Source organism: Allobosea sp. FW305-C-101, assembly GCF_058783685.1.
Genome location: NZ_JBYSYT010000001.1, coordinates 915,199 through 936,149, shown reverse-complemented (window position 1 = coordinate 936,149; position 20,951 = coordinate 915,199). Strand labels below are relative to the sequence as shown.

Annotated in this window: 20 protein-coding genes; 15 read left to right on the top strand and 5 right to left on the bottom strand. The window is 66.7% G+C overall.

Annotation, left to right across the window (positions count from 1 at the left end; genetic code table 11):
• Window positions 1-63: 63 nt before the first annotated feature.
• From AC3WMA_RS04410 to AC3WMA_RS04370, 9 genes are all read left to right on the top strand, one after another.
• Window positions 64-558, top strand: coding sequence for a YcgN family cysteine cluster protein (locus AC3WMA_RS04410; RefSeq protein WP_492284173.1), 495 nt, complete (start codon window positions 64-66; stop codon window positions 556-558).
• A gap of 187 nt (window positions 559-745) precedes the next feature.
• Window positions 746-3,430 carry a pyruvate, phosphate dikinase gene (gene ppdK, locus AC3WMA_RS04405; RefSeq protein ID WP_492284172.1) on the top strand — a complete coding sequence of 895 codons (2,685 nt, stop codon included), beginning with the start codon at window positions 746-748 and terminating at the stop codon, window positions 3,428-3,430.
• A 199-nt stretch (window positions 3,431-3,629) separates the two neighbouring features.
• Window positions 3,630-4,328, top strand: a complete 699-nt coding sequence (locus AC3WMA_RS04400; RefSeq protein ID WP_492284171.1) for an HAD family hydrolase — start codon at window positions 3,630-3,632, stop codon at window positions 4,326-4,328.
• 43 nt (window positions 4,329-4,371) lie between these two features.
• The gene (locus AC3WMA_RS04395) at window positions 4,372-4,626 is read left to right on the top strand and encodes a type II toxin-antitoxin system RelE family toxin (protein WP_492284170.1); all 255 of its coding nucleotides are present in this window, start codon (window positions 4,372-4,374) and stop codon (window positions 4,624-4,626) included.
• Between the two features lie 12 nt (window positions 4,627-4,638).
• The gene (locus AC3WMA_RS04390) at window positions 4,639-5,010 is read left to right on the top strand and encodes a helix-turn-helix domain-containing protein (protein WP_492284169.1); all 372 of its coding nucleotides are present in this window, start codon (window positions 4,639-4,641) and stop codon (window positions 5,008-5,010) included.
• A gap of 231 nt (window positions 5,011-5,241) precedes the next feature.
• A complete protein-coding gene (locus AC3WMA_RS04385; protein WP_047578161.1) occupies window positions 5,242-5,451 on the top strand; it encodes a cold-shock protein in 210 nt (69 codons plus the stop codon).
• 282 nt (window positions 5,452-5,733) lie between these two features.
• Window positions 5,734-7,254: a DEAD/DEAH box helicase gene (locus AC3WMA_RS04380; RefSeq protein WP_492284168.1), complete on the top strand. Its 1,521-nt coding sequence runs from the start codon at window positions 5,734-5,736 to the stop codon at window positions 7,252-7,254.
• Between the two features lie 80 nt (window positions 7,255-7,334).
• On the top strand, window positions 7,335-7,601 hold the full coding sequence (gene infA / locus AC3WMA_RS04375) for a translation initiation factor IF-1 (protein ID WP_492284167.1): 267 nt from the start codon (window positions 7,335-7,337) through the stop codon (window positions 7,599-7,601).
• Between the two features lie 7 nt (window positions 7,602-7,608).
• Window positions 7,609-7,875 (top strand): hypothetical protein, encoded by a 267-nt coding sequence (locus AC3WMA_RS04370; RefSeq protein WP_492284166.1) that lies wholly within the window; start codon window positions 7,609-7,611, stop codon window positions 7,873-7,875.
• Between the two features lie 260 nt (window positions 7,876-8,135).
• Here the strand turns inward: AC3WMA_RS04370 and AC3WMA_RS04365 are convergent, their stop codons facing one another.
• Complete coding sequence (locus AC3WMA_RS04365; protein ID WP_492284165.1) at window positions 8,136-8,729, bottom strand: hypothetical protein; 594 nt, start codon at window positions 8,727-8,729, stop codon at window positions 8,136-8,138.
• A gap of 607 nt (window positions 8,730-9,336) precedes the next feature.
• Entirely contained in the window at window positions 9,337-10,644 is a 1,308-nt protein-coding gene (locus AC3WMA_RS04360; RefSeq protein ID WP_492284164.1) for a cell wall hydrolase, read from the bottom strand.
• A gap of 316 nt (window positions 10,645-10,960) precedes the next feature.
• On the opposite strand from AC3WMA_RS04360, the gene AC3WMA_RS04355 reads away from it, so the two are divergent.
• Both AC3WMA_RS04355 and acuI read left to right on the top strand, forming a co-directional pair.
• A complete protein-coding gene (locus AC3WMA_RS04355; protein ID WP_492284163.1) occupies window positions 10,961-12,193 on the top strand; it encodes an MFS transporter in 1,233 nt (410 codons plus the stop codon).
• A gap of 153 nt (window positions 12,194-12,346) precedes the next feature.
• Entirely contained in the window at window positions 12,347-13,333 is a 987-nt protein-coding gene (acuI, locus tag AC3WMA_RS04350) for an acrylyl-CoA reductase (NADPH) (protein WP_492284162.1), read from the top strand.
• A 3-nt stretch (window positions 13,334-13,336) separates the two neighbouring features.
• On the opposite strand, the gene AC3WMA_RS04345 is transcribed toward acuI, so the two are convergent.
• Window positions 13,337-14,236, bottom strand: coding sequence for a LysR family transcriptional regulator (locus AC3WMA_RS04345; RefSeq protein WP_492284161.1), 900 nt, complete (start codon window positions 14,234-14,236; stop codon window positions 13,337-13,339).
• Between the two features lie 85 nt (window positions 14,237-14,321).
• A complete protein-coding gene (locus AC3WMA_RS04340) occupies window positions 14,322-15,302 on the bottom strand; it encodes an L-threonylcarbamoyladenylate synthase (protein WP_492284160.1) in 981 nt (326 codons plus the stop codon).
• 177 nt (window positions 15,303-15,479) lie between these two features.
• Between AC3WMA_RS04340 and AC3WMA_RS04335 the strand changes: the two genes are divergently transcribed.
• Window positions 15,480-17,255, top strand: a complete 1,776-nt coding sequence (locus AC3WMA_RS04335) for an acyl-CoA dehydrogenase family protein (protein ID WP_492284159.1) — start codon at window positions 15,480-15,482, stop codon at window positions 17,253-17,255.
• A gap of 17 nt (window positions 17,256-17,272) precedes the next feature.
• Here the strand turns inward: AC3WMA_RS04335 and AC3WMA_RS04330 are convergent, their stop codons facing one another.
• Complete coding sequence (locus AC3WMA_RS04330) at window positions 17,273-18,067, bottom strand: class I SAM-dependent methyltransferase (RefSeq protein ID WP_492284158.1); 795 nt, start codon at window positions 18,065-18,067, stop codon at window positions 17,273-17,275.
• Window positions 18,068-18,147: 80 nt separating this feature from the next.
• Here AC3WMA_RS04330 and AC3WMA_RS04325 point away from each other — a divergent pair, with 80 nt between their 5' ends.
• The 3 genes from AC3WMA_RS04325 to AC3WMA_RS04315 all read left to right on the top strand — a co-directional run bounded on the left by AC3WMA_RS04325 (window position 18,148) and on the right by AC3WMA_RS04315 (window position 20,951).
• A complete protein-coding gene (locus AC3WMA_RS04325; protein ID WP_492284157.1) occupies window positions 18,148-19,029 on the top strand; it encodes an SDR family NAD(P)-dependent oxidoreductase in 882 nt (293 codons plus the stop codon).
• A complete protein-coding gene (locus AC3WMA_RS04320; protein ID WP_492284156.1) occupies window positions 19,013-19,873 on the top strand; it encodes an SDR family oxidoreductase in 861 nt (286 codons plus the stop codon). Before AC3WMA_RS04325 ends, AC3WMA_RS04320 begins: the two co-directional genes overlap by 17 nt.
• Window positions 19,874-19,961: 88 nt before the next feature.
• The gene (locus tag AC3WMA_RS04315; protein WP_492284155.1) at window positions 19,962-20,951 is read left to right on the top strand and encodes a magnesium transporter CorA family protein; all 990 of its coding nucleotides are present in this window, start codon (window positions 19,962-19,964) and stop codon (window positions 20,949-20,951) included.

Sequence of the window (20,951 nt, the reverse complement as noted above, 5' to 3'; positions counted from 1 at the left end):
TTCCGACCGAGGGTGGAGCTCGATGGTCTTCCATCTTCGCTTCCGTCGGCGCATAAGCCTGCCATGACGCAGACCCCGCCGAAAGATCAGCCCTTCTGGCTGACGACGCCGCTGGAGGCGATGTCGAGCGAGCAATGGGAATCGCTCTGCGACGGCTGCGGCCGCTGCTGCCTCGTCAAGCTGGAGGATGAGGATACCGGCCGCATCTTCGCGACCGATGTCGGCTGCCGCCTGTTCGAGGCCGGCACCTGTCGCTGCCGGGACTACCCGAACCGCTCGCAGAAAGTGCCGGATTGCGTGACGTTGACGCCCGAGGAGGTGCGCACGCTGCCCTGGCTGCCGCCGACCTGCGGCTATCGCCTCGTTGCCGAAGGCAAGGACCTGCCCTGGTGGCATCCGCTGGTCTCGGGCGACCCTGAGACCGTGGTTGCGGCCGGCGTCTCCGTGCGCGGCCGCGTCTTCGCCAACGAGGATGAGGTTCCCGAGGAAGAGGTCGCCGAGCGCATCGTCAACTGGCCGCTGCGCTGGCCCCGGGCCGCGCGCGGGGAGGGAGCCTGACGCAACCCAGCCGTGCTATTGCGCTGCATCAGCCGATGCTGCACACGCTCATTGATTGTTCATGTCGTTTTGGGCATGAGCGCCTCATCCCCGCGGCCGATGACCCTGAGTCATTGGCGGCACGCACACGAAACTTTCACGCCGGCGCGGCGTTTGCCTCGTCCGGTTGAACAGAAGAGGCTATGTGATGGCAGGTGGGAAGTGGGTCTATACCTTCGGCGACGGCAAGGCCGAGGGTGAGGCGGGAATGAAGAACCTGCTCGGCGGCAAGGGCGCGAACCTCGCCGAGATGAGCAATCTGGGCCTGCCCGTTCCGCCCGGCTTCACCATCACCACCGAGGTCTGCACGGCCTATTACGACAACGGCAAAAGCTTCCCGGCCGAGCTCGACGGGCAGGTCAAGGCCGCGCTCGCCGGCATGGGCAAGCTCACCGGCAAGACCTTCGGCGACCCGGCCAATCCGCTGCTCGTCTCGGTCCGCTCCGGTGCCCGCGCCTCGATGCCGGGCATGATGGACACTGTCCTCAATCTCGGTCTCAACGACGAGACGGTCGAGGCTGTCGCGAAGGCCTCGGGCGACGAACGTTTCGCCTGGGACAGCTATCGCCGCTTCATCACCATGTATTCCAACGTCGTGCTCGACGTGGACCACGGCCTCTTCGAGGAGGCGCTGGAGGACTACAAGGAGCGCAAGGGCCTCCATCTCGACACCGATCTCAAGGCCGCCGACTGGAAGCTGCTGGTCGGCAAGTACAAGGAGATCGTGAAGAAGGAGCTCGGCTCCGACTTCCCGCAGGAGCCCGAGAAGCAGCTCTGGGGCGCCGTCGGCGCCGTGTTCTCCTCCTGGATGAACGCCCGCGCCATCAAGTATCGCGAGCTGAACAGCATCCCGGCGAGCTGGGGCACGGCGGTCAACGTCCAGTCGATGGTGTTCGGCAATATGGGCGACACCTCCGCGACCGGCGTCGCCTTCACCCGCAATCCCTCGACCGGCGAGAACGCGCTTTATGGCGAGTTCCTGATCAACGCCCAGGGCGAGGACGTCGTCGCCGGCATCCGCACGCCGCAGGACATCACCGAGGCCGCCCGCAAGGAGGCGGGCTCCGACAAGCCCTCGATGGAACGGGAGATGCCGGAGGCCTATGCCGAGCTTTGCCGGATCTACGGCATCCTCGAGAAGCATTACCGCGACATGCAGGACATGGAGTTCACCATCCAGGAGGGCAAGCTCTGGATGCTGCAGACCCGGTCCGGCAAGCGCACCGCCAAGGCAGCGCTCCGCATCGCGGTCGAGCTCGCGACCGAAGGGCTGATCACGCAGGAAGAGGCCGTCGGCCGCGTCGAGCCCGGTGCGCTCGACCAGCTCCTGCACCCGACCATCGATCCGAAGGCCGAGCGCCGCGTCCTGACCACCGGCCTGCCGGCCTCGCCCGGCGCCGCCGCCGGCGAGATCGTCTTCAATTCCGACGATGCCGAAGCTGCGAAGAAGGCTGGCCGCAAGGTCATCCTCGTCCGCGTCGAGACCTCGCCGGAGGACATCCACGGCATGCATGCCGCGGAGGGCATCCTGACCTCGCGCGGCGGCATGACCTCGCATGCGGCGGTCGTGGCGCGCGGCATGGGCAAGCCTTGCGTCTCCGGCGCCGGCCAGATCCGCATCGACTATGCCAAGGGCACGCTCACCGTCGGTCCGACCACGCTGAAGGCCGGCGATTTCGTCACCATCGACGGCGGCAACGGCCAGGTCCTGCTCGGCGAGATCAAGATGCAGAAGCCGGAGCTCTCCGGCGAGTTCGCGACGCTGATGGGCTGGGCCGACAAGGTCCGCCGCCTCAAGGTCCGCGCCAATGCCGAGACCCCCGAGGATGCGAAGACGGCCCGCGAATTCGGCGCCGAGGGCATCGGCCTCTGCCGCACCGAGCACATGTTCTTCGAAGGGGACCGCATCCAGGCCGTTCGCGAGATGATCCTCGCCCATGACGACAAGGGCAGGCGGGCCGCGCTCGCCAAGCTCCTGCCGGTGCAGCGTCAGGACTTCGTCCAGCTCTTCAGCATCATGAGCGGCCTGCCGGTGACAATCCGCCTGCTCGATCCGCCGCTGCACGAGTTCCTGCCGCATGGCGAGAAGGAGATCGGCGAGGTTGCGGCTGCGCTCGGCGTCACCCCGGACGCGCTGAAGCACCGCGCCGCCGAACTGCACGAGTTCAACCCGATGCTCGGCTTCCGCGGCTGCCGTCTCGCGGTGGCCTTCCCCGAGATCGCCGAGATGCAGGCCCGCGCCATCTTCGAGGCGGCGGTGATCGCCGCCAAGGAAACCGGCAAGCCGGTGATCCCGGAGGTGATGGTGCCGCTCGTCATGGGCAAGCCCGAGCTCGACCTCGTCAAGGCCCGCATCGACGCCATGGCCAAGGCCGTGATCGAGGAGAGCGGCACGAAGATCGACTATCAGGTCGGCACCATGATCGAATTGCCGCGCGCCGCCTTGCGCGCCGCCGAGATCGCCGAGAGCGCCGAGTTCTTCTCCTTCGGCACTAACGACCTGACGCAGACGACGCTCGGCATCAGCCGCGACGACGCCTCCTCCTTCCTCGGTTCCTACACGGCCAAGGGCCTGCTCGACGCCGATCCCTTCGTCACCATCGATCAGGACGGCGTCGGCGAATTGGTGAAGCTCGCGGCCGAGCGCGGCCGCAAGACACGTTCGGGTATCAAGCTCGGCATCTGCGGCGAGCATGGCGGCGACCCGGCCTCGATTGGATTCTGCGAGAGCGTCGGCCTCGACTACGTCTCCTGCTCGCCCTTCCGCGTGCCGATCGCCCGGCTTGCCGCCGCGCAGGCGGCGCTCGGCGCGATCAAGCCGAAGGATGGTTGAGGAATCGCTGCCTCTGGGTAGATGGGGTTGCGGAGGAATAGAGCTTCGATTTCCTCCGCTCCCATGCGGTCGAAATCTTCGGGCACTTGATGGGTCGCCATGAATCCTAGCCGGTTATCTCGCATGGGGGATTCTGAGCGAGCCATCTTGAGATTGCCAGATCGTTGCCGTTGCTCGGTACCTCTACCATAGTTGCGTCATGTCCAGCCTTACCACCATCGGCTTCGATGCCGACGACACGCTCTGGCAGAACGAGCAGTTCTTCCGAATGACGGAGGATCGCTTCGTCGCACTGCTCGGCGAGCACGGCGAGGCGGCCGAGATTTCCGGCCGCCTGCTCGAAGCGGAGAAGCGCAATCTCGGTTTCTACGGCTTCGGCATCAAGGGCTTCGTGCTCTCGATGATCGAGACGGCGATCGAGATCACGCGGGGGCAGGTCCCGGCTTCCGTCATCGGCGAGATCCTCGCCGCGGGGCGCGAAATGGCGGCCCATCCTGTCAAGACCTTGCCGCATGTTCAGGAGACGCTTGCCGCGCTGTCGGGCGACTACAGGCTGGTGCTGATCACCAAGGGCGATCTCTTCGACCAGGAGCGCAAGCTCGCGCAGTCCGGCCTCGGCGATTTCTTCCACGCGGTCGAGATCGTCAGCGACAAGAAGCCGGAGACCTATGGCCGCATCTTCGATCGCCATGGCGACGGGGCAGGGCGGGCGATGATGGTCGGCAATTCCCTGAAATCCGACATCCTGCCGGCGCTGGAGGCCGGTTCCTGGGCCGTCCACGTCCCGCATGAATTGACCTGGGTGCTTGAACATGCCGAGGAGCCGGCGGGGCATGATCGCTTCGTCAAGCTGGCCGACCTGGGCGGTTTGTGCAGCGTCGTGCAGCGCCTGCGTTGAGCAAATCTATTGCAATCAGCAATAGTTTTGCTATAGATTGGCCATGAAGCTGGTGACATACAGCAGGGAGGCCGTGCGCACGTTGCGGCGGATGCCTGCCAATGTCGCCGCGACGATCCGCCTGAAGATCGACCAGTATGCCGCCGATCCGGGCTCGCTGGCCAACAATGTGAAAGCATTGAAGGGCGAAGCCGGCATCTTCAGGTTACGGGTCGGTGATTGGCGCATCCTGTTTTCCGAGGACGGTCGCGTCATCGCCATCCTGAGGATCGCGCCGCGTGGCTCCGTCTACGAATAGGAGGTTGAGGCGATGAACGCGCAAATCTTCACGACCCCCAATGGTGAGCGGATGGTGATGCTCTCGGAAGCGGACTATCAGCTCCTGCTGGCCGCGGCCGAGGACGCTGCCGATAGCGCCGCGGTGCGGGCTTTCCGCGAGCGGCTGGAGGCGGGCGAGGAGGAGCTGCTGCCGGCTGCCATGGTCGAACGCCTTCTCGCAGGCGAAAGCCCGATCCGCGTTTGGCGGGAGCATCGCGGCCTGAGCGTCAGCGGTCTCGCACAGGCGGCTGGCCTGTCGCAGCCTTATCTCAGCCAGATCGAGACCGGCACGCGGCGCGCGGCGGCAGAGAAGCTGGAGCGGATCGCCCAGGCCCTGCATGTGCAGTCGGATGACCTTGTCTAGGTAAGGCGCCTGGTTCAGGCCCCTTGCTGGACCCTTCTTGCATTTCGTGCTATCCGCACCGATGTATGACGAGATGCGGCCGGGTTCTGGCCAATCCTCCGCGCGGGCAATCCGGTCGGCGGGCACGATTCAGATCCACCACACATCGCTACAATACCACTGCAAGACGTCCGCGCGTCGAGCTCTGGGTCGCAACGATACGCGGATCTGAAACGTAAGGATTCCAGAACTATGGAAAAGGGCACCGTGAAGTGGTTCAACGCCACCAAGGGCTACGGCTTCATCACCCCTGAGAACGGCGGCCAGGACGTGTTCGTCCACATCTCCGCTGTCGAGCGCGCGGGTCTCCGCGAGCTGCGCGACGGCCAGGTCGTCTCCTACGAACTCGTTGCCGATCGCAAGACCGGCAAGACCTCGGCCGGCAACCTCGTCGTCGCCTGAGCTGATACCTGATCGACCGGGAGAGCCCAGATCATCGCGCGTCCGATAGGACGCGGTCACGATGATCGATCTCTTAGTTATCGCATCGGAGTTCTCCGAAAAGTGGAACCCGCTTTTCGGTCCGATGCTATAGCGGCCCCGGTCCACGACAAGCCTGCCGGCGCTGTGGCTAGCGGTTCGCCGGCAGGTCCGACTATTTTTGAATTCAGGCCGGATGCGAGCCTGCGGCGCAGCCGAAACCCACATGCGCCCCTCGCATCGCGGCGTCCGGAAAGATCCTTCTTGACCAAGTTTACCGATCTCGGCCTCGCCGAGCCCCTTCTCAAGGCGCTCGCGGCCGAGGGCTATGAAACGCCGACGCCGATCCAGGCGCAGGCGATCCCTCATATTCTGCAGGGCCGCGACCTGCTCGGCGCCGCCCAGACCGGCACCGGCAAGACCGCTGCCTTCTCGCTGCCGATGCTGCATCGCCTGCTCGCCAAGCCGCGCCAGATGCCGGCCCGCAGCGTGCGTGCGCTCATCCTGTCGCCGACGCGTGAGCTCTCGGCCCAGATCGAAGCCAGCATCCGCACCTATGCCCGCTACACCTCGCTGAAATCGACGGTGATCTTCGGCGGCGTGCCCGTCGGCAAGCAGATCCGCGCGCTCGGTGAGAAGGTCGACATCCTCGTCGCCACGCCCGGCCGCCTGCTCGACCTCGTCGACCAGCGCGCCGTCTCGCTGCGCGAGATCGAGTTCCTCGTCCTCGACGAGGCCGACCAGATGCTCGACCTCGGCTTCATCCATGCGCTGCGCCGCATCGCGACCCTGATCCCGAAGGAGCGCCACACGCTGCTCTTCTCGGCGACCATGCCGAAGCCGATCCGCGAGATCGCCTCCGCCTATCTCACCGATCCGGTCGAGGTCGCGGTGGCGCCGGTCGCGACCACCGCCGAGAAGATCGACCAGCGCGTCATCTTCACCGAGCCGGGCGACAAGCCGGCACTGCTGGCGAAGACGCTGAACGTGCCCGAGCTCGAGCGCGCCATCGTCTTCACCCGCACCAAGCACGGCGCCGACAAGGTCGTGCGTCAGCTCGGCGCGTCAGGCATCGAAGCGGCCGCGATCCACGGCAACAAGAGCCAGAGCCAACGTGAGCGGGCACTTGGCGCTTTCCGCGACGGCAGCCTGCGCATCCTCGTCGCCACCGACATCGCGGCGCGCGGCATCGATGTCGACGGCATCAGCCATGTCGTGAATTTCGACCTGCCGAACGTGCCGGAGACCTATGTCCACCGCATCGGCCGCACCGCACGCGCCGGCGCGTCGGGCCTCGCCATCGCCTTCTGCACGCCGGAAGAGCGCGGCGATCTCGCTGCCATCGAGAAGCTGACCAAGGTCGCGATCACCCCGATCGGCGCGGTGCCCTATTGGGATGGCCGCACGCCGAAGAAGCCGCCGCAGAACCAGCGCGGCGGCGGGCGTGGCCAGCAGCAGAACGGTGGCGGACGTGGTGGTCCAGGCCGCCCGCAGGGCCAGCAAGGTGCCCGTCCGCAGGGCCAGCAGCAGGCTCGCCCGCAAGGGCAGCAGCAGCCGCGCGGTGGCAAGCCCGCTGAGGGCGGCCAGCGCAACCAGCCTGCCAATGGCGGCCAGCGCCAGGAGCGTCACGAGCGTCCGCGCCATCCCGAGCGTGCCCCGCGCCCTGAGCAGGCGGCACAGCGAAAAGACGGCGTTTCCGCAAAAGAAGGGCTTGGCGGCGTCGCGTTCTTGCAGCAAAGAACACAGCAACCACGCACCAACGGCGCCCGGCGGCGCGCGCGCTGACGCGCGATCGACCAGAACCAAGGGCGAGCCTCTGAGACGAAGGCTCGCCCACGCGCCCTAGGGCTCACGAAGGACGACAGATGGCGAAAGAAGAACTGCTTGAATTCGACGGCACCGTGGTCGAGGTGCTCCCGGACGGCAACTACCGGGTGAAGCTCGACAACGATCACATCATCCTGGCCTATGCCGCCGGCAAGATGAAGAAGAACCGCATCCGCACCATCGCGGGCGATCGCGTCATCGTCGAGATGTCGCCCTACGACCTTGATCGCGGCCGCATCAACTTCCGCCAGAAGACCGCGGGCCCCGGTCCGTCCGCTCCGCGCCAGAACTTCCGCCGGCGCTGACGAAGCGATGCGCCTGTCGCGAAACGAGCTTCTGTTCATCGCGCTGGGCGCCGTTCTCGGAACGATCGTCGCCTGGGCGGTCCGGGCCGGCCTCATCGCCCCGGACGGAGCCCTGCCGCCTTTCGCCATCGTGCTGTTCGGTCTGGGGATCGTCGAATTGCTCGTCGGTTTTGCGACGGGCCGTCCTCCGGGCACGCTGGTCCGCATGCCCGCTCGCTTCCTCGCCTTCGTCGTCGGCGTTTGCGTTCTCCTGCTCGGCGACAAGCTCGCCTGAGCGGACGCTCCCTGTTACATCGCGCATAGCCGCCATTCCGGGGTCCGGAACCGCCGCCTTTCGGGGTGTTGCCGATCTGCGCAGGTTTCGATCAGATTCAGCGGTTCCTGATTCCGGGCTCACGGCTTTGCCATGCCTGGGAATGACGGCGCTCTGCGCCTTGGGAAAACCGGCCAGGAAAAAACCCCGGCGCGAGGGCCGGGGTGAAAGTGGTCGTTCCGTGGGTATAAAAGGGTCTGCATGAAACTCTGTCGGTCCGCTCAGTAGCGCGAGCGGGACCAGTACTGCGAACCGGCGCTGACCATCACCTGGCGCTGCCGGGTCTCATAGGCGGCGGGAATCTCCTCCCGCACGACCTGGGTGGGGCGCACCATCACCTGGCGCTGACGCTGCGTGTAGACGGCCGGAACCGTCTCGTAATCGATGGTAGCCGGTGAAACCTCGACGCGGCGGCTCTGGTAGCCGTAGCGGGCGGGCACATCGACCCAGCAGCCGACCGTATTGCCCCAGGCGTCGCGCGTCACTTCCCAGCGGCGAGTGGCGGATGAGATCAGCACCTTCTCGGTCACCGTCTCATAGACGGCGGCGCGGTGATGCGGGATGCGGCGCTCGGGAGCGATCATCACCGTGTCGGTGACCGTCTCGTACTCGGCCGGCACGACGCGGCGCTGAACCTGCGCCGGGCGGACCTGATAGGTCTCGTCGATCGTGCCGTAGACCGGCGGCGTGTTGACGAGGTTGTAGCAAGCGGAGCCGCGGCAACCGCCGCCGGCCTGGGCGACTGATGCGCCGAGCACGAGCGCAGCGGTGAGGCTGGAAGCGGCGATGATGCCTGAAGAAAGCGAACGCACCATGTTGACCTGACCTGTCGGTTACGGCGCCGGGCGCCGTTCGTTGGGGACAGGAAGCCTGCTCGAAGTGATGAACGCAAGGTAAACGCTAAAACAAGGTAAAATTAACCAATTCGGTGCTGGTGCGCGCATTCACGCAGATTGCGCCCAAGTAAAGGAAAACGCTCGGATTCTAGTCAGTCGGGCACTGGCCGAGCGGCGATCTGGGAGCGCGGCTCCATTAACGGAGAGAGCCGATCGCGGTGACCGGCAGTCCTGACCGGCGTCATTGGCCGGAGGTCATCCATAAAGGCCGCGCGCCCTTCGAACAAAGGACGCCGGCACCGGAATTGCCTGGCTATGACATTCGCGAGGCTTGGCCCAGCCTTCATGCCGCATCCGTTTGGGCTGGCCCGGTCACTCGCGAGAGTGGCCGGGTCGCGCGCCGCGGAGGGCCTTATGGACGATATCAAGGACAACGCTTTCATCGCGCTCTACCTGGGCCTGACCGCGGTCGTGACGTTCGGTTGGGTCGGCGTCATCGGTTACGGCGTCTGGCATTTCCTGTTCGGGTAGCGCCCGCGCCGGCCTGCCACGTCAAGGTGGATGAGGCCACAGGCGGTCTGCTCCGTCAGGTCTGCCCCGGCCGCAGCTGGTAGAAGACGTGCTGACCGATCGTATCCATCTTCTTCAGCCGCTTCGCCCAGTAAGGCCGCACGTAATTGGCGTGATAATGGGTCGAGGCGCCGACTTCCGGCAGATAGGTCGTGCCGTCATGGACCTCGCGCGCGATCCTGACAGCGTCGCGCCAGGAAGCGGGCTCGGTGATGCGCAGGGACTTGCCTTCGCAGGTGAAGGTGAACTGGCAGGCGAGGTAGCGGTTGCTGTTCTGGTAGACCACGCCGCAGACGCTGCTCGGATAAAGCCCGCTCTTCACGCGGTTGAGCACCACTTGCGCCACGGCTGCCTGGCCCTGGAGTGACTCCGAGCGGGCCTCGAAATAGATGGCTTCCGCGAGGCAGCGCTGCTCCTTCGCCATGTTCTCCGGCGCGATCAGCTTGGTGTAGTCCTGCTTCACGCCGGGCTCGGCCAGGCGCAGGTCGCGATTGGCCGGCGCCGAGGCCAGCGCGATCCGCCCGCGCTGTTGCGGGGCGGACTGAGCCGGCAGGGCAGAGGGCGTCAGCGTGCCGATGACCGAGCCGACGAGCGGTGTCGAGGACGAGGCCTGGCTTGCCTGCGGCACTGACGGCGACGAGCCGTCGATGCTTTCCAGATGAAGCTCCGCCTGTCGCGCCGAGAGGATCTTCGGCTTGAACGGCGAGACCGGCGAGGAATCGGACAGGGCCGGATCGGTCAGCCCCTCGTCGTTGGCATAGGGCTCGAAGCCGGTCTGCGGGCCGTCGACGGCTTCGGCCGCGCGCATCGCGTCGAGCGAGAAGCCGCCCGAGATCAGCTTCGGCTGCGTGTCGCCGAAGACGACGCGCTCCAGCTCGATCGACGGATGTTCGGAGAGGCCCGGCCGCAGGCTCGGCAGCATGTCGCCCTTGGCGGTGCGGTCGACCTCGGGGAAGCTCGCGGCCACGGAGCGCTTCATGTCCTCGCGCGGCGCGCGCGGGTCGACGACGATGCGCCGCTCCGGGTCCTCGAAGGAAAGCTTCGCCTGCGTGACGGCGGATGTCAGGGCAAGGCCGGGCAGACGGAAGGCGCTGGCGGCGACCAGCATCGAGGGGCCTTCCGCCAGTTCGGAGACGGGGCCGGGCGCGACCCGGGCCATGGCGCTCGACGGCAGGCCGGTCGGGCCGAAATTCTGGCCGGCGGAGGCGGTGAAGGAGACGAGCATGCCGACGGACAGGGCCCAGGGCGCGACGGTGCTCGCGGCCCATTTGATGCCGAGGGGGCGCGCCTTCCGCCCATGCCTGTGCACACGCCAATGACTCAAAGCGACACACCCGTCCCGATCGCACGGAACGAAAGACGCTGCCGAACTCTGAGCGCCTTCGTTGGAATCCGTTATCGCCTCGGTAAGGTTGAGCGCCGGTTAACGACAGCGGAGCTTCGTAGGGGACGATGATGCGGCGGCACGCCACCCCTCGTCGTTTCGGCTTCGTCGCGCTATTTTCTCCCAGACGGGAGACGCGCGAACGCGCCTTGCCTTCCATGCTTTGCCGTGATGCGAAATGTCACGAAATCGCGCTGGTTGCCGTGCGGGCAGGGCGATAACGTGTAGCCACACATTCGACGTTTCGGAGATAGCCATGACGTCCACGCCAGCGCGCAGCTACGCTCCGGAGATCATCGTCGCGGCCGGCTGCCTGATCGCGCTCATCACCTTCGGCCCGCGTGCCAGCGCCGGCCTGTTCCAGATCCCGATGACGATCCAGTTCAACTGGGGCCGCGATACCTTCAGTCTGGCGCTGGCGATCCAGAACCTGCTCTGGGGTCTCGGCGCGCCATTCGCCGGCGCCATCGCCGATCGCTACGGTACCGTGCGCGTGCTCTGCGTCGGCGCGCTTCTCTACGCCGCCGGCCTCGTGATGATGGCTTATGCGACGACGCCGCTGCAGCTCCATCTCGGCGCCGGCGTGCTGATCGGCTTCGGCCTCTCCGCCTGCTCGTTCAACCTCGTGCTCGCCGCCTTCGGCAAGCTCCTGCCGGAGCAGTGGCGGCCGATGGCCTTCGGTGCCGGCACGGCGGCCGGCTCCTTCGGCCAGTTCCTCTTCCCGCCGATCGGCAACATCCTGATCGAAACGCTGGGCTGGCAGCAGGCGTTGATCGTCTTCGCCTTCACGCTACTGCCGATCCTGCCGATCTCGATCGTCATGGCGACGCGCAAGACCGGTGCTGCGGCCGGCGCCGCTGCGGCCAACCTGCCGAACCAGACGATCGTGCAGGCGCTAAGCGAGGCCTTCAAGCATCGCAGCTATGTCCTGCTCGTGCTCGGCTTCTTCACCTGCGGCTTCCAGCTCGCCTTCATCACCGTGCATATGCCGGCCTATCTCAAGGACGCCGGCCTGCCGGCCTGGGTCGGTGGCTGGACGCTGGCGGTCATCGGCCTCGCCAATGCCGTCGGCTCGCTCTCCTCGGGCTGGCTCTCGACGCGGATGCCGAAGCGCCATCTCCTCGCCTGGATCTATCTCGGCCGCGCGGTCGCGATCGCCGCCTTCATCCTGCTGCCGCCCAGCCCGACCACCGCGATCACCTTCGGCATCGTCATCGGCCTGTTCTGGCTCTCGACCGTGCCGCCGACCTCCTCGCTGGTCATGCTGATGTTCGGCACAAAGTACATGGCGATGCTCTATGGCTTCGCCTTCTTCTCGCACCAGGTCGGTGGCTTCCTCGGCGTCTGGCTTGGCGGCGTGCTCTACGAATCGATGGGCAATTACCAGTTCGTCTGGTGGCTCTCGGTCGCGCTCGGCGTCGCCTCGGCCCTAATCAACCTGCCGATCGTCGAGCGGCCGGTGAACCGGCCGGAAGCACAGCCCGCCTGATCGGGAAGACGAACCTGCACACGGCCGATGGGGTTGCGGTGGCGGCACGCCGCTGCAACCTTGTCGGCCTTCGTGCTTTTTTGAAGCGGCATCGGAATTCCCGAAAACCGGATTCCACTTTTCGGTCCGATGCCCAGCGCTCGGGAGATGGTGATGACGACGTTCAAGGCCCTCGTGGCGACCAAGGGCGAGGCCGGGCCGAACCTCGCCTTTACCGATTTCGCCGAGAGCGACCTGATGGAGGGCGACGTCACCGTCCGCGTCACCCATTCGACGGTGAACTACAAGGACGGGCTCGCCGTCACCGGCAAGGCGCCGGTGGTGCGCCGCTGGCCGATGATCCCCGGCATCGACTTCGCCGGCCGGGTCGAGACCTCCGACCATCCTGATTTCAAGCCCGGTGACCTCGTTGTCCTGAACGGTTGGGGCACCGGCGAGACCCATCTCGGTGCCTACGCCCAGAAGAGCCGGGTGAAAGGCGACTGGCTGGTGCCGCTGCCGGCGGGCCTGACGCCCGCCGAAGCGATGGCGATCGGCACGGCGGGCTACACCGCCATGCTCTGCGTGCTGGCGCTCGAGAAGCACGGCCTGAAACCCTCTGACGGCCCGGTCGTGGTCACGGGCGCGGCCGGCGGCGTCGGTTCGGTCGCGATCGCCCTGCTCGCCAAGGCCGGCTGGCATGTCATCGCCTCGACCGGCCGGGCCGAGGAGACCGACTATCTCAAGAGCCTCGGTGCAGCCGAGATCATCGACCGCAACGAGTTGGCGGCGCCCGGCCGCCCGCTCGGCAAGGAGCGCTGGATCGCCGGCGTCGACGCCGTCGGTTCGCATACCCTCGCGAACCTGCTTTCGATGACGAAGTATGGCGGCGCCATCGCCGCTTGCGGCCTCGCGCAGGGCATGGACCTACCGGCCTCTGTCGCGCCCTTCATCCTGCGCGGCGTCGCCTTGCTCGGCGTCGATTCGGTGATGTGCCCGAAGCCGCGCCGGCTCGAGGCCTGGCAGCGCCTCGCCAGCGATCTCGACCGCGACAAGCTCGCTTTGATCACCACGACGATCCCGCTCGATGCTGTGATCGAGACCGGCAAGGCGATCGTCGAGGGCAAGGTCAAGGGCAGGGTGGTCGTCGAGATCGGCTGAGGGCTACCCCTCGAACAGCGCCCGCTGCCGCGCCAGCTCGTTGCTGCAGAAATCCATGAAGGCGCGCACGCGCGGCACATGCCGGATGTCGGGATGGGTCAGCACCCAGAGGCCCGTGGCGAAATCCGGATTGGGCGGCAGGAGCCGGATCAGCTCCGGCCGCTGGTCGGCGATGAAACAGGGCAATGGCCCGATGCCGAGACCCTGCGCGACCGCTTCCGCGATCCCCAGCACGGCCGAGCTCTTCAGCGCGATCCGTTCCGGCGCGACATGCTCGCGCACGAATCGGGCCGCCTTCACATGCGAGAGCTGGTCGCCGAGCGCGACCCAGTCGCGCTGGTAGAGCAGGGCGGGGCTGGCTTCCTCCTCGGGCGTGATCCCGTCCGCGGCGCGGCCATAGATTGCCCAGGCGATGGTGGCGATGCGCCGTCCGACCAGCGTCTCGCCCGGCGTGTCGCTGGCGCGGATCGCGATATCGGCGTCGCGCTTCGACAGGTTGAGCGCCTGATTGCCGATGACGACATCCAGTCGGATCAGCGGATGCGCCTTGCGGAAGGCGGCGAAGATCGGCAGCAGCACGTTCTGGTAGAGCGTGTCGGTCGTGGTAATCCGCAATTCGCCTGAGGGCGCGACGTCCCGCCCGGCGAGGCGCCGGGCAAAGGCGGTGACGTCCTCGTCCATCCGGCTCGCCAGCGCCGCCATCTCGGCCCCGGCGACCGTCGCGACATAGCCCGTCTTGCGCCGCTCGAAGAGCGGCAGCCCGACGAGCTCCTCGATCTGGCCGAGCCGCCGGAACACGGTCGAATGGTTGACGGAGAGCGCCGCCGCCGCCCCGGTCAGCCCGTCATGATCGGCAATGGCCTTGATCAGCCGGAAATCGTCCCAGGCAAGCTTGGCATTCATCGGCAAGGCATCCTCCTGCGGGCACGCAAGCCGATATCTTGCAATGATGCAAGCTGGAGGAATTCAAATCTCGGGAGAGCAGGGATCAGCGCGGCGCCGCCGCGCGCCGCAGACGGTCGTTGATGGCTTCGCCCAGCCCATGCTCGGGGATGCGAGCGACCGCTATGGTCTTCCGTCCCATCTCGTCGAGCCGGCGCATATAGCCGAAGAGATGGGCGGCAGCCTCGCGCAGATCGCCGCTCGGGCTGAGATTGAGCGAGGCCGGGTGCGCTTGGGCCTCGGGACCGAAGCCGAGCCAGGCTTCGCCGTCATAGGGCGCCTCGACATCGAGCCTAACCCGCGCCGCCGGGGCGTAATGCGAGGCGAGCATGCCGGGCGAGATCGGCGCATGGCCTGCATCGCCGGCGATGACCAGCGGCCGGCCGATGACATGCTCGATCGCTTCGCGCGGCACCCCGCCGGGGCGGAGCAGGCGCGGCGCGCCGTCGAGGCAGGCGACGATGGTCGATTCGACGCCGACCTCGGTCGGGCCGGCATCGAGGATGGCATCGATGCGCCCTTCCAGATCCGCGATCACATGCGCAGCGCTGGTGGCGCTGATCCGGCCGGAACGGTTGGCGGAAGGCGCCGCGATCGGTCGCCCGGCGGCTTCCAGTACGGCATGCGCGATGGGATGCGCCGGAACGCGCAAGGCAACGGACGGAAGCCCGGCCCGAGCGAGATCGCTCACCGTGCAGCCTGACGAGGCCGGCACGACCAGCGTCAACGGGCCCGGCCAGAAGGCTTGCGCCAGCGCCAGCGCGTTCGCGTCGAACAGGCCCTGCCGGCGCGCGCTAGCCAGATCGGGCAGGTGCGAGATCAGCGGATTGAAGCTCGGCCGCTCCTTGGCCGCGTAGATGCCGGCAACCGCCGTGCCGGAGGTCGCATCGGCCGCAAGCCCGTAGACCGTCTCGGTCGGCATCGCCACGAGCCCGCCCGCGCGCAGCAGTGTCGCAGCCTCAGTGATGCCGGAGGCATCGGCGGCAAGGAGCTTCGTCTGGCGAGGAGGAGACACGGGCTGGTTCACGATGCGATTGACCAAAGATGGTTTATATATAAACTAACTGAGGAGTGCGGCACGGGACGAAGGTCGCGCTCGCTTGCGCGTGGCTTAGGCGATAGTTCCTCGCTACCATCGCGGCAACGGCAAATGCAGGCTGCGGCTGCCTTCAAGGGCAAGTGCCGGCCTCAGGGAGAGACGGTTATGAGCTATCGCGCCCCGGTTTCGGACATGCTCTCCACCATGCGCAACGTCGCGGGTCTCGACAGGCTGATCGCAGACGGGCTGGCGCCGGAGCTCGAAGGCGGCGTGGCGGAAGCCGTGCTCGACGAGGCCGCGAAATTCGCCAACGACGTGATCGCGCCGCTGAACCGCGTCGGCGATCTCACCGGCTCGAAGCTGAAGGACGGCGCCGTCACCACGCCACCGGGCTGGAAGGAAGCCTACAAGGCCTGGGCCGAGGCCGGCTGGAACGCGCTGCCGGCGCCGGAAGCCTATGGCGGGCAGGGCCTGCCGGCATTGCTGCAATCGGCCTGCATCGAGATGTGGAACTCGGCCGCCTTCGCCTTCGCGCTCGGCCCGCTGCTGACGGTCGGCGCGATCGAGGCGATCCATGCGCATGGCTCCGACCATCTCAAGGAGACCTATCTCGCCAAGCTCGTCTCCGGCGAGTGGATGGGCACGATGAACCTGACCGAGCCGCAGGCCGGCTCGGATCTCAACGCGCTGCGCAGCAAGGCCGAGCGCCTCAGTGACGGCACCTATCGCATCACCGGCCAGAAGATCTTCATCACCTATGGCGAACATGATCTGACCGAGAACATCATCCACCTGGTGCTGGCGCGCTTGCCCGATGCCCCTCCCGGCACGCGCGGCATCTCGCTCTTCCTCGTGCCGAAATTCATGGTCAATGCCGACGGCTCGCTCGGCGCGCATAACGACCTGCGCTGCTCTGGCATCGAGCACAAGCTCGGCATCCATGCCTCGCCGACCTGCTCCATGGCCTTCGGCGACAATGACGGCGCCATCGGCTGGCTGATCGGCGAGGAGAATCGCGGCCTCGCCTGCATGTTCACGATGATGAACAACGCCCGCCTCAATGTCGCGCTGCAGGGCGTCGCCATCGCCGAGCGTGCCTATCAGCAGGCGCTGGCCTTCGCCCATGAGCGCAAGCAGGGCGCGGCGCTTGATGCGCCGAAGGGCGCGCCGATGAGCCCGATCATCGTCCATCCGGACGTGCGCCGCATGCTGATGGACATGCGCGCCAAGACGCAAGGCGCCCGCGCCATCTCCTATCAGGTCGCGGAAGCGCTCGACCGCTCGCATCGCGAGACCGACGAGGCCAGGCGCAAGGCGGCGTCCGAGCGCGCCGCGATCCTCACCCCCATCGCCAAGGCCTATGCCACCGATATCGGTATCGACGTCGCCTCGACCGGCGTGCAGGTCCATGGCGGCATGGGCTTCGTCGAGGAGACCGGCGCCGCCCAGCATCTGCGCGATGCCCGTATCGCCGCGATCTACGAGGGCACCAACGGCATCCAGGCGATCGACCTCGTCACCCGCAAGTTGCCGTTGTCCAGCGGTGATGCCGTGCATGCCCTGATCAACGAGATGCGCGGCATCGTCGCCGAGGTCGAGCGCGCCAATAATCCGGGCTTCGGCCATGCCGCCGCCCGCCTCGGTGCTGCCGTCGATTCCCTGGAGTGCGCCACGGAATGGATGCTCGGCGCGCTCGGCGGCAAGCCGGCCGACGCGCTGGCCGGCGCCACGCCCTATCTCAAGCTCTTCGCGCTGGCGCAGGGCGGCACGGGGCTGGCGAAGAAGGCGCTCGCCACCCGCTCGGAAGCCGAGGGCACTGCCGATCTCGCCACGGCCCGCTTCTACGCCGAATGCATCGCGACCGAGGCGCCTGCCCTCGAACTTGCGGTCACGGAGGGCGCCGGTGCGATTGCCGACGCGGCCGCGGTTTTCGCCGCGTGAGCGCAGCCGCGCCCCGTTCAGGCCGCCGCGCCCTTGCGGGCGCGGATATGCAGGAACAGCGGGACGATATGCGTGTCGGCGAGATAGGGGATGGCCCGCGCCGTCTCCGCATCGACATGCGGTTCGGCCATATGCTCGATCGTGAGCCCGGCCGCCACGATCATCGCCACCCATTCGCTCAGCGTGCGGTGGAAGCGCGGCACGCGGAACGGCTCGACGCTGGCCTTGACCTCGACTGGGGCGGCGCCGAAGCGCCAGGTCTCGACCTCGCCGTCGACGCCGTCGAAATAGCGGCCGACCTCGATCGCCCGGATATTGCCGGCGTCGTCGCGCAGCACCTTGCGATAGGGCGGCGCAAAGCAGGGGTGGAGAATAGAGAACTGCAGGAAACCGCCGGGTTTCAGCACGCGCGCAGCCTCCGCCAGCGCCTTGTCCTGAGCCGGCATGTCCATCAGCGACATGAAGGCCGTGGCGAAGTCGAACTGCGCGTCCGGGAAGGGCAGGGCGGTGCCGTCGCCGAACCGGTAATCGATGCCGAGCGGTTTCGCGGCTTCCGCCTCCTGCGCGTGACGGATGAAGGTCGGCGCGATATCGACGGCGATCATGCGTCCGCCAGCTTCGGCGAGCTTGCGCGTGTTCGAGCCTTCGCCGCAGCCGATATCGAGCCCGTTCAGGCCAGTGATGTCGGGCAGGTTCGCCAGGAAGACGGGCGTGTTCTGCGCGTCGCGATAGAGGTCGTAGCCGGCCCGCGCATGCCGGGTCCATGTCTCGGCATTGGCCTCCCAGCAAGCGGCGACATCGGTGCTGTCCATGGTGCTGCTCCGTTGCGAGGGGAGCGGGGCTATAGAGCAGAGGATGGAATGTGGCTAGCGGCGTTTCGTGGGGATTGCCCATGAGCGCGGAGCAACCGTCCCTCTCCGGCCGCATCTGCCTCGTCGCCGGCGCTTCGCGCGGGCTCGGGCGCGGCATCGCCAGGGCGCTCGGCGAAGCCGGCGCGACCGTCATCGTCACCGGCCGCTCCAGCGAGGCCGGGCCGCGCACCGACCAGCGCTCCGAGACCTTCGAGGACGCGGCCCGCGAGGTCGAGGCCGCCGGCGGCAAGGGCTATCCCTATCTCTGCGACCATACCAGCGAACGTGATGTCGACGGGCTCGTCGCCTGGGCCCTCCGTCGCTTCGGCCGGCTCGATTGCGTCGTCGATGCGGTCTGGGGCGGCAATGAAGGCTATGACGGCGAGCGCTATCCCGACGGCTCAAGCTTCGGCACGCCGTTCTGGCGCCGCCCGGCGGCCAGATTGGGCGAGAGTTTCGAGAGCGGCGTCTATGCCCAGTTGCTGCTGGCGCGGGCAGTGGCCCCGGCCATGATCCAGGCCCGCGCGGGCATCATCGTCACGTTGAGCTTCGACATGGGCGGCCTCTATCTCGGCGATGTCTTCTACGACCTCGCCAAGGCGGCGATGAACCGCCTGAGCTTCGCGATGGCCGAAGAGCTGAAGCCTTTCGGCGTTACGGCGTTGGGCCTCTCGCCCGGTCATGTCCTGACCGAGCGCGTCCGCGATGCGGGCTTGGGCGATCAGACCACGGAGACCCCGCTCTATGCCGGCCGGGCCGTCGCGGCGCTGGCTGGCGACCCCGACGTCGCTTGGCATGCCGGGCGAGTGCTGCATGTCGCCGATCTCGCGCGTGCCTATGGCTTCACCGACCGGGACGGTTCGCAACCGGCTCGCTACGTCATCGATAATCAACAGGGAGGCGGCGATGTCGCTCAAGGGTAAGACGCTTTTCATCACCGGCGGCTCGCGCGGCATCGGCTTGGCCATCGCGCTCAGGGCAGCGCGGGACGGCGCCAATGTCACCATCGCCGCCAAGACGGCGGAGCCGCATCCGAAGCTCCCCGGCACGATCTACACCTCCGCCGCCGAGATCGAGGCGGCCGGCGGCAAGTGCCTGCCCTTGATGGTCGATGTCCGCGACGAGCAGAGCGTCGCCGAGGCGATCGCCAAGACCACCGAGACCTTCGGGGGCATCGATATCGTCGTGAACAATGCCAGCGCGATCCAGCTGAGCAACACGCAGACGACCGATATGAAGCGCTTCGATCTGATGCATCAGATCAACACGCGCGGCACCTTCATGGTCTCGAAATACGCCATTCCCCATCTGGCGAAGGCTGAGAACCCGCATATCCTGATGCTGTCGCCGCCGCTCGACATGAAGACGCAGTGGTTCGCGCCGCATCTGGCCTACTCGATCGCCAAATACGGCATGAGCCTCTGCGTGCTCGGCCTTGCCGGCGAGCTGGCGCGCCAGGGCATCGCGGTCAACGCGCTCTGGCCGCGCACGACGATCGCGACCGCCGCGGTCCAGAACCTGCTCGGCGGCGACAAGATGGTGCAGGCGAGCCGCACGCCGGAGATCCTCGCCGACGCCGCCCATATGATCTTCTCGAAGCCCTCGCGCGAGTTCTCAGGCAACTTCCTGATCGATGACAGCTTCATGGCCGGCGAGGGCGTCACCGATTTCAGCCCCTACCGCGTCGACCCCTCAGTGCCGCTGATGCCGGATTTCTTCGTGCCGGCCGACAGCCTGCCGCCGCAGGGCGTGAAGGGCGGCGTCTGACGCCGTCATCGGTTTGACACCGCCGGGAGTTTGGAGTTGGTGCAGTGCAAATCGCGCCGAGCAACGCCACGCTCCCGGATGACCAGCCATGCTTCTGATCCACGGAATCTGTCCCAAGAACGGTGACAAGCTTTCTCACCGTTCGCTGGCCGAAGAGGAGGAGATTCCGCCCGGCTCGATCTGGATCGACCTGCTCAATCCCAGCGGCACGGAGGATTCCAAGGTCGAGAAGCATCTCGGTATCTCGATCCCGACGCGGGAGGAGATGCACGACCTCGAGCCGTCCGAGACGATCTATGCCGAGGACGGCGCGCACTACATGACGGCGCGCGTCATCTGTCATTCGGAAAGCAACGTGCCGCGGCTCGCCGACGTCACCTTCATCCTGACCGAGAAGGCGCTGGTCACGGTGCGCTATGACGAGCCCGGTGCCTTCAACATCTTCCTCAACCGGGCGACCAAGCCGGGCGGCTGCGAGCTTGAGCCGGCGGGGGTGATCGAAGGGCTGGTCGAATCGATCGTCGACCGTGCCGCCGAGGTGCTGCGCGGCGTCGGCGACCGCATCGACCTGCGCTCGCGCCAGATCTTCGACGGCAACAGCGCCAGCGTCGAGCAGGGCCGCGTCTACCAGGCGGTGGTGCGCAAGATCGGCCAATACGAGCACATCATCTCGAATGTCCGCGAGAGCATGGTCTCGATCGAGCGGGTGCTCCTGTACCTCTCGGCGAATTTCAAGCGCACCAAGAAGGCGGCGAGCGGCTTCACCCCGGAATGGCGCGCCGCGATTCGCGACGTGCAGGCGATCGAGGAGCACGCCACTTTCCTGTCGAACAAGCTGCAGTTCATGCTGAACGCGACGCTCGGCCTCGTCTCGATCGAGCAGAACAAGATCATCAAGCTGTTCTCGGTCGTTGCCGTGGTCTTCATGCCGCCGACGCTGGTCGCCTCGATCTACGGCATGAATTTCGAGAAGATGCCCGAACTGAAATGGGAGATTGGCTATCCCCTGTCGCTCGGCATCATGGTGGTGGCCGCGATCCTGCCCTACCTGTTCTTCCGCTGGAAGAAGTGGCTGTGA